This is a genomic window from Actinomadura miaoliensis, from assembly GCF_039536785.1.
Classification (GTDB): domain Bacteria; phylum Actinomycetota; class Actinomycetes; order Streptosporangiales; family Streptosporangiaceae; genus Spirillospora; species Spirillospora miaoliensis.
The window spans coordinates 48,062-56,196 of the sequence record NZ_BAAAZG010000035.1 but is presented as its reverse complement, the minus strand read 5'-3'; the positions used below and the strand labels follow the sequence as shown (position 1 = coordinate 56,196).

General features: G+C 69.9%; 11 protein-coding genes. All 11 read left to right on the top strand.

All coding sequences use genetic code 11. The features are described 5' to 3' along the window. Positions 1–829: 829 nt before the first annotated feature. The 11 genes from ABD811_RS23590 to ABD811_RS23540 all read left to right on the top strand — a co-directional run bounded on the left by ABD811_RS23590 (position 830) and on the right by ABD811_RS23540 (position 8,106). On the top strand, positions 830–1,243 hold the full coding sequence (locus ABD811_RS23590) for an ATP-binding protein (protein WP_344951599.1): 414 nt from the start codon (positions 830–832) through the stop codon (positions 1,241–1,243). Between the two features lie 3 nt (positions 1,244–1,246). Beyond that, on the top strand, positions 1,247–1,468 hold the full coding sequence (locus ABD811_RS23585) for a hypothetical protein (RefSeq protein WP_344951596.1): 222 nt from the start codon (positions 1,247–1,249) through the stop codon (positions 1,466–1,468). A gap of 114 nt (positions 1,469–1,582) precedes the next feature. Then, complete coding sequence (locus ABD811_RS23580; RefSeq protein WP_344951593.1) at positions 1,583–2,992, top strand: glycosyltransferase; 1,410 nt, start codon at positions 1,583–1,585, stop codon at positions 2,990–2,992. Between the two features lie 122 nt (positions 2,993–3,114). Beyond that, positions 3,115–3,588, top strand: coding sequence for a hypothetical protein (locus tag ABD811_RS23575; protein ID WP_344951591.1), 474 nt, complete (start codon positions 3,115–3,117; stop codon positions 3,586–3,588). Positions 3,589–3,616: 28 nt separating this feature from the next. After that, the gene (locus ABD811_RS23570) at positions 3,617–4,159 is read left to right on the top strand and encodes a hypothetical protein (RefSeq protein WP_344951588.1); all 543 of its coding nucleotides are present in this window, start codon (positions 3,617–3,619) and stop codon (positions 4,157–4,159) included. Between the two features lie 107 nt (positions 4,160–4,266). After that, positions 4,267–5,448 carry an NUDIX hydrolase gene (locus tag ABD811_RS23565; protein ID WP_344951585.1) on the top strand — a complete coding sequence of 394 codons (1,182 nt, stop codon included), beginning with the start codon at positions 4,267–4,269 and terminating at the stop codon, positions 5,446–5,448. Positions 5,449–5,527: 79 nt separating this feature from the next. Beyond that, a complete protein-coding gene (locus ABD811_RS23560; protein ID WP_425549451.1) occupies positions 5,528–5,785 on the top strand; it encodes a hypothetical protein in 258 nt (85 codons plus the stop codon). Then, a complete protein-coding gene (locus ABD811_RS23555; RefSeq protein ID WP_344951583.1) occupies positions 5,782–6,360 on the top strand; it encodes a DUF6879 family protein in 579 nt (192 codons plus the stop codon). The genes ABD811_RS23560 and ABD811_RS23555 overlap by 4 nt, the downstream gene beginning before the upstream one ends. A gap of 77 nt (positions 6,361–6,437) precedes the next feature. After that, positions 6,438–7,055 (top strand): hypothetical protein, encoded by a 618-nt coding sequence (locus ABD811_RS23550; protein WP_344951580.1) that lies wholly within the window; start codon positions 6,438–6,440, stop codon positions 7,053–7,055. Positions 7,056–7,132: 77 nt separating this feature from the next. Continuing rightward, the gene (locus tag ABD811_RS23545) at positions 7,133–7,852 is read left to right on the top strand and encodes a nucleotidyltransferase family protein (protein ID WP_344951578.1); all 720 of its coding nucleotides are present in this window, start codon (positions 7,133–7,135) and stop codon (positions 7,850–7,852) included. Between the two features lie 104 nt (positions 7,853–7,956). After that, the gene (locus tag ABD811_RS23540; RefSeq protein WP_344951576.1) at positions 7,957–8,106 is read left to right on the top strand and encodes a hypothetical protein; all 150 of its coding nucleotides are present in this window, start codon (positions 7,957–7,959) and stop codon (positions 8,104–8,106) included. Positions 8,107–8,135 lie beyond the last annotated feature (29 nt).

Sequence of the window (8,135 nt, the reverse complement as noted above, 5' to 3'; positions counted from 1 at the left end):
GTCCCGCAGGCTGCGTGCCAGTCTGCGTGCTCGCACGGACGGAATGTAGGGCGGTGGCGACATGGGCAAATCCTCGTCAGCGGTCGAACGAAGGACTAACGATCTTGGCCAGATTCGGCCATGATCAGTAATCAATACTTGATTTGTGTATTGATTACAGCGAGGATGTTACTACAGGCCCTCAACCCCGCCACCGGTGATCACCATGCCAGCCTCTCTGCACGACCTCACGGTCCCACAGGTACCGGCCAGTGCAAGCGAACCGCACAGAACTGGTCCGCCGTTTTCCTGGTTGACCATCAGGGACGGCGACCTCGATCAGTGCGGCACGACGCCGGACCTCCCCGACGCCGTCATTCAGCTCAGCCAGGCGCTGCATGCCAGTGAGCCCGGCGCGACGGGAGCCGTCTTCCAGAACGGCAGCCCCGCGCGCGTGCTGGTCCGCGCCGAGAGGCAGGAAGACGGGGACGTGCTGGCCGTCCTGCGAATCCTGGACGACCCGGCAACAGAGGATCTGCCGCCCGCAGAGCGCTGCCCACGAAGTGGCGCTGACCCCTCGCTTCCGCCCCACCCCGGCCGGGAGCAAGACCCGGACCATGGCCCACCACCACAGGAGCCATGACCCGAGGGACGCCCGTCAACACTCATCCCCTACAGGGACCGTCACCGGCCGCCGCCGCACCTGTGATCCCGGGTGACCACCACGACACCCCCGGACCACAACCATTACCAGGCGGCGACATCTCCGGCATCGGTTCCGGAACGGACGCCCATGCCCGCACTCGCCAAAACCGTACCAGACCGTGCCCGTGACGATCAGGGACCGGTCTTGGCGGCCGTCTCCTGGGCCGCCGCCGACTCCTCCGTCACCTGCGCCCGCCGATGGCTGCGCGGCTGGCTGGAGGCCATCGGCGCAAGCATCGACCTCGGCGTGGCCGAGCTCCTGCTGTCGGAGCTGTTCACCAACGCCGTCCAGCACTCCCGCGCCCGCGCGGCCGGCAACGAAACCGCCACCGACCCCTGCGCGCGGATCCGCATGACCACCAGATGGGACCGCGGCTCCCTGCGGGTGGAGGTCAGCGACCCCGGCGGCGACACCGTCCCGGCCCCTGCCGCCCCCTCCCCCGACACCGAGCACGGGCGCGGCCTGCTGATCGTCCAGGCCCTGTCCGACGACTGGGGCACACGGGACCGATGCGACGGAGGCCGCACGGTGTGGTTCCGGCTCGGCCCCTCCCGCTAGCGCATGCGGGCGGCCTTCCTTCTGGACGCCCTCGCTTCGCTGTTCGACCTGCACCGGACCATCGACACGATCTTGACGCTCGTGGCGGTATCGGCGCTGTCTGCGCTCGGCCTGCTCGCCTGGCTGGCGGGCTGGCCGGGCCGCAGGGGGCGGCACGCCCGCACCGGCCGCCCCGGCCAGGGCTCCCCGCAGCGAGCCATCCCCAGACGCCGACCGCGCAAATGACTTGTCATTACTGGCCATGACTGGCCATTACCAGTCACTGCGATACCTTCTCCGCGACGATCAAACCGGCCCCGCGGGCCGACATCCCCCGGAAACAGCGAACAGGACCCCCCAATGCTCAGCGTGATCACCGGCCACATCGGCTGGTACGGCGCCTGCGTCGGCAGCGTGCTGCTCCTGAAGCTGCTGCTGTCCATCCCGATCGCACGCCGCCGCCAGCCCCAGTTGCCCGGCCAGGCCCCGGACCTGGTCACCGCCGCGATCATCACCGTCTACAACGAGGACCCCGCCACTCTGCGCCGCTGCCTGGACAGCCTCCTGGCGCAGACCCGCCTCCCCCAGGCGATCACGGTCGTCGACGACGCCTCCGTCGACCGCGACGCCGTTGCCGTCGCGCACTCCTACACCGCACCGTTCCGCGCCCTGGGCGTGGATTACGCCGTCATCGAGTTCACTGAGAACCAGGGCAAGCGGCACGGCTTGGCCGCGGGCTTCAAACGCTCCTGGCGTGCCGACATCTACATGTGCGTCGACTCCGACACCGTGCTCGCCCCCGACGCCACCGAGCAGGCCCTGCGGGGATTCGCCGATCCGCGCGTGCAGTGCGTCACCGGGCTGGTGCTGGCGCTCAACCGGAGCACCAACCTGCTGACCCGGCTGATCGACATGCGGTACGTCAACGCCTTCCTCGGCGAGCGCGTCGCCTACTCCCGGCTGGGCAGCGTGCTGTGCGCCTGCGGCTCGCTGGCGCTGTACCGGGGGCCGGTGGTGCGCAGGAACCTCACCGACTTCCTGTATCAGGACTGGCTGTTCCGGCCCGCCATCGCCGGGGACGACCGGCGGCTGACCTTCTACTGCCTGATGGAGGGCCGAGCGATCATCCAGCCCGCCGCCGTCGCCTGGACCGCGGTGCCGGAACGGCTGCCCCACTATCTGCGGCAGCAGACACGGTGGACCAAGAGCTTCCTGCGGGAGAGCCTGCTGATGGTCGCGACCTCTCCCCGGCGGCCGTGCTGGTGGCTGAACCTGATCGAGCTAGCCACCTGGATGTTGTTCACCGGCGCCCTGATCGTCGCCGTGGCCACGCTGGCGCTGCAGCCGCAGTGGTGGGCACTGGCCGTGTCCTACCTGGCGTACGTGTGCGCGGCGGCCTGGGTGCGGTCGCTGCACTACATGCGGGGTGCGGCGCGGGTGCCGCGCCGCGAGCGCGTGGCGACGTTCCTGGCCGCGCCGCTGTACGCGGTGATGAACCTGGTGCTTCTGGTGCCGCTGCGGCTGTGGGCGATCGGGACGATGCGGGACTCGTCCTGGGGGACGCGCAAGCGGGTGGAGGTCACCGACGCGGCGCAGCCGATGCCGGAGGACGCTGGGCCCGCACCGGCATCCCCGGAAACGGCGCCGATGCTGCGAGCGCTGTCCGGTCCGCGCTCCGCCGCGACGGTCGAGCCGCCTGCCGAGAAGCCCTCGGTCGAGGCCCCGGTTGAGCCCCCGGTCGCGCCGACTTGGGCCCGCGTCGGCGCCTGACAGCCAGACACGCGGAGAGGCAACCGCGAGTTGCTATTCCCCAATTAGGCCAAACTAATTGATTGAAACTCTGACTTAGGCCAAACTAGAAGACGCACCAGGGGTCGAATGGAGACGACGACATGACCGGACGCTACGCCACCCCCCGCAACCGCAGCGGCCGCATCACCGAGACCAGCGACTACGTCGCCATGCTCCAGCGCATCATCTGGGGCTACGGCCGCCGCATCGGCGAGGACGCCGCCGCCCTCGTCCATCTCCGCGACCTGGAGCAGACCCTGCGCGACGCGGTCAACTGGGGCATGTTCCTCGCCAACCAGGCCGGGGCCAACGGCCAGCCCGGTTACTCCCAGAACGAGCAGGCCCGCATGCTCGGCGTCTCCCGCCAGGCCATCGCCAAGCGCATCAAGATCGGCGAGCAGATCCACCTCGACCGGCAGATCCTGTCCGGCAACGGCGCCGTCGTCCGCATCAGCGACGTCCGCGCCGCCCGCGCCGCCGGCCTGGCCGCCGCCGGAGTCACCGACCGCACCGGCTCGGTCCACGAGCTCGCCGTCCAGCACCGCCCCGCCCACACCGAGTCCGAAGCATCGTGATCCACCAGACGACAGAGAGGAGCACAGCGTGAAGGTCTTCTACGACACCGAGTTCATCGACGTGGACGGCAAGACGATCGACCTCGTCAGCATCGGCATGGTCGCCGAGGACGGCCGTGAGCTCTACGCCGTCTCCAGCGAGTTCGACCAGCGCAAACTGCTGCAGAACACCTGGCTTCGCGAGCACGTGTGGCCGAGCCTGCCGACCACGCCGCCGCGCCAGTACCGCGACGGCCTCCCGCCCCACGGCGTGCTCGACACCGATCACCCGGACGTGTGGACGCGAGCGCAGATCGCCCGCGCCGTCGAGCGGTTCATCCTGGACACCCCGGACGTCGAGCTGTGGGCGTACTACGCCGCCTACGACCACGTCGCCCTCTGCCAGCTCTGGGGGCCGATGATGCACCTGCCCGAGGGCATCCCCATGTACACCGCCGACCTCCGGCAGGAGATGCACCGGTTGGGGGACCCGGACTTCCCGGCCCAGACCGAAGGGCTGCACAACGCCCTGGCCGACGCCCGCCACAACATGGTCATCGACAAGGCCCTGGCGGCCCTGCGCGGCGAGTGACCCTCGGCGGCGGCCCGGTTCAGATCCCGCCTGAGGCCGCCGCCACAGACCGCACCCGCCTCAGCTTCGGACGTCTCACCATCAACCAGTAGTCAGCGGAGCCCCCTGTGATCGTCACCCTCCCCGGCCGGATCAACCACTACCGCCGTGGCAAAGCCTGGATGAAATGGCTCACCGGCATCGACGCCAGCCGTCCCAACGAGCTCGCCTTCCAGGGCCAATTCGTCAACGCCGGATTCGGAAGCAAGATCGAGGCCGCCCTCGGTGACTGGCTGCTGCACTACGACGAGGACGTCTCCCCCTCCGGCCACTGCCACGGCATCGACATCGCCCTGTACCGGGTCACCGACAAGGGCCTCATCGCGGGCCCCTCCTGGCGCTTGCCCGGGTTGGCGACCGGGACCTGGACGCTGCACGTCCGTGACGAGATCTCACGCACCGTCACCGCTGCCTCCCTGTCCCTGCACGACAACGCCCCCGCCCGAGAGCTGGCGGCCGCCGCCGCAGGACTCCGCCGAACCGCAGACGCCCATCCCCTTCTCATCGAGCTGGCACTGCATCTGACCGCGCTCGCAATGTGGGGCCCCGGCCCCCGGCAGATCGAGGAACGGCCCACCGCCAGCTGGTCATGCCGCGCCTGCGGCGACCTCGGCCAGATGCCCGAGCGCTGCCCCGGCCAGTCTGCGCTCCAACTCGCCCGCACGGTGACCGGCCACGCGCCCTCGGCAGCGGAGTTCCCCGCCAGTCCCGCCGTCGCTGGCAGCAGCCCGGCAGGAACCGAGCCAGCGCCAGCGCCCTCCCAGGACGTGTGGCTCGGCCCGCTCACCGGCCGGGTGTTCGGCGTGCTGGTGGCCGCGCTCACCGTCCATCAGGGCAGCATCCTCCTGCTGCGCCGAAGCCTGGACGAGACATTCATGCCGGGCGCGTGGTCGATCCCCGCCGGGAAGATCCAGCCCCCGGAGAGCCTGGAGCAGGCGGCGCTGCGGGAGCTGGAGGAAGAGGCTGGGATCGGCGGCAGGGTGCTGCACAACCTCGGGCCGATCTGGTTCGACAGCGTGTACCACGGCCAGCCCCTCCAGAACATCCAGTTCAACCTTCTCATCGCCGCCGACCGCGCCCAGGTCCACCTGGACGGCTCGAACATCGATCACCTGTGGCTGCCCATCGCCCGACTCGGTGACCCCCCGGTGGCGATCGACGAGTTCACGATGCGGCTGCTGCACAGCGCCGCCGATTACTACTGGACCCACAACATCCCCTCTGGCGGGCTGGAGCAGGCCACGCGCTGACCCGCCGAATCCCCGCCACCGCCCGGCAGCATTCCGGGCGCCAGCGACGACCACAGATCACAGAGGAAGGAAGCACCGAATGTCGCAGGACCCGCCGAAAGCGCCGGACCCGATCAACCTCGCTCAGATCGGCCGCCTCGCCGGAGTCGGCCGGGCCGCCGTGGTGACCTGGCGCCGCCGGCACCCAGATTTCCCCGAGCCGATCGGCGGAACCTCCGAAAGCCCCGTGTTCCGCCTCGCCGACGTCAGCGACTGGCTGATCGCCCACAAGTTCCCCGCGCACTGGCCGTCCGACCAGGCTCCGGAGAACATCACCGAACCTCGCGAGCACCGATGATGGCTGGCCCATCCGCGACCACGTTCCACTCGCTCAGGGACGAGCGCTTCCGCCGCCTGTTCGACGACTTCCAGAGCACCGCGTACCGCCTGGAGACGCGGCAGTCCTACGACGTCTCCTACGAGCAGGAGGAGTTCGAGCGTTTCCGGGCGGGCAGGGCACGCGGCCAGTTCCCCGGCATCGCGAGCTGGGCCGACCGCGTCCGCGCCGGGCGGCGGCTCGGCAAGAGCTTCACGCGCGTCCACGTCATGGAGGAGCCGCTGACCGACTACCTGCGGTTCGAGGCGGCCTGGTGCTATCGCGACACGGTCGCGGCAGGAGAGGACGTCAGGGTCATTCCGATCCAGCCGGGGCAATGGCCGGACGGCATTCCCCGGCTGGACTACTGGCTCTTCGACTCCCACCGGCTGCTCCTCATGAACTACAGCAGGCACGGGACCTTCCTGTCCGCCGAGCTCGTGAACGACCCCGAGCGCGTCAGCGACGCCGTGCGGTGGCAGCAGCGCGCCTGGGCCCTGTCGGTCCCGTTCAACGAGTACGCCGCAGGCTTCGATGAGTTCATGCGGAGGAGATGAGCCGCCCGCACCGGCCACCGCAGCCGACCGCAATCCCAGCAACCACGAGTGCCCTCCCGGGAAAGGAGGCGTGAACCATGACCAGTGAGCTGACCGGGGACGCGCTGTTCCCGCCGCTCCCGGCCCCGGACATTCTGCTGCTGAACCACCCCCGCTGGTGGTATCCCTCCAGCTGCGCCGCCGGATACGGGCGCGCCCGGCTGCGGGTCTGGACCGCCACCATCGACGGAGACCCCGCGTATCTGGCGGTCGTCACCGAGCTCGGCGAGGGCGCCAGCGTCACCAACAGCGCCGAGCACATCCGGGCCGTCCTCGACTACGCCCTCGACCTGCCGCTCGTCGTCCTGGAGCACTACCCGGCCGAGCAGTCCCCGATCGACGGTGAGCACCTGGACCAGGCCGCCCGCATCGGACGCGACCAGCAATGGCGGCGGATCTGGCCGACCCCGCCCACCAACCCCAACCACGAGGTCTTCGAGACCTGGATGGCCGTGCACGGCCGTGACCTGCTCGCGCTCGACCAGGCCCCGTCCGCGCCCGTCCTGTGGGGGCCGCACTGCTCGCACGACGAGTGCGGGTGGCACGTCTGCGACCACACTGGGAGGATTGAGCACCCCTGCCGCAGGCGGCTTCTGGGCTGTCCCTTCTGCGGGGAGCAAGGCAACCAGGTGGAGCGAGTCCATGACCTCGCCTGACCGCAAGCACGCGCCGCGCCTGCCGCACATCAACGAGGCGGCGGTCGCCGACATCCGGCCCGCACTAGGGTTCTGGCATGTCGATTTCTGGAAGGAACGCGCAGGTCCGGCAGGCGATCATCCTGGCCGGCGGGCAGGCGACCAGGCTACGCCCATACACCGACGACCGGCCGAAGGCGATGGTGCCGGTCGCGGACAAGCCGATCGTGGACTGGCAGCTGGAATGGCTCGCCACGTCCGGATGCGAACACGTCGTGGTCTCCTGCGGCTACCTCGCCGATGTGCTCGACAAGCACCTACAGGGCCACTCCTACCCGATGGCCATCGAGGTCGCGGTGGAGGAGGAGCCCCTCGGCCGGGGCGGGGCGCTCCGGTTTGCCGCGGGCCACCTCCCCTACACGGGGGAACGGTGGCTGGCCCTCAACGGCGACGTCCTCACTCGGTTCCCGCTGGCCGACTTCATCGACCGGCACCACCAGGCGGACGCGATGGCGACCATCGCGCTCGCCCAGTACCGGACCACCTGGGGAATCGCCACGCTCGACGACGAAGACCGCATCGCCGGGTTCGTGCAGAGCCCGCGGCTGCCGTACTGGATCAACGGCGGTGTCTACGCGTTCGAGCCGGACGTGGTGGAGCTGCTTCCGGTCAAGGGCGATCACGAGGACACCACCTTCCCGCAGCTCGCCGTCGACAAGCGCCTGGCCGCCTACAAGATCTCTGGGTACTGGCGCGGGGTCGACACCGTCAAGGACGTCAAGGAAGCGGGCGAGGAGGTCACCGGCCTGGGCTGGTGACGCCCCCGGCCTGCTGCTCTACAGCTCCCCGCCGACCAGGCAGGGGACGGCAGCGCGGCCCATGCGCTGCCGCCGCAACACCTGACGAAAGGACCATGATCGTCATGTCCGAGTCGATGCTAGCCGACAGCAAGCTGGCCAAGCTGGTCGCCAAGCTGGCCGGCAAGTCCGAGACGCGCCCGCAGCCCGAGGCGCGGCCCGGCACCGCCGCCACCACGACCGCCCCGGCCAGCGGCGGGACCTCCGCCTCCTAACACGCGGCCGACACCAGAGCGCGATCACC